This is a genomic window from Bacillus sp. AF62, from assembly GCF_050312695.1.
GTDB classification, from domain to species: Bacteria; Bacillota; Bacilli; order Bacillales; family Bacillaceae_G; genus Bacillus_A; species Bacillus_A cereus.
This window is the reverse complement of record NZ_JBNPJZ010000313.1, coordinates 1-250: the sequence shown is the minus strand read 5'-3', so window position 1 is coordinate 250 and position 250 is coordinate 1. Positions and strand designations below refer to the sequence as shown.

The window sequence follows — 250 nt, the reverse complement described above, 5'->3', positions numbered from 1 at the left end:
CTAGCATCGCGTGGATATACGGACCGCGTCGCACTACCTCAACTCTTTCGTTAAAACCAGCTTCTTCTAATAAAGGCCTCAAGACTACAGAACGGAATTTATCAATCGCGATACGCTTAATATCGTATGTTTTTGCTTTGTCTAAAAACCAATTGATAACACGTTTGGGCTCAATTTCTTTATCGTAGACGATGGTAAAGAGTCCTTTTTCCACACCAATATCAATAATATCTTGATTAATATCCTGCAT

General features: G+C 38.4%; 1 pseudogene. It reads right to left on the bottom strand.

Features of this window, described 5'->3' with window-relative positions:
• Nucleotides 1–250, bottom strand: a pseudogene (locus tag ACQRBL_RS32925) (terminase large subunit); the annotation flags it as partial.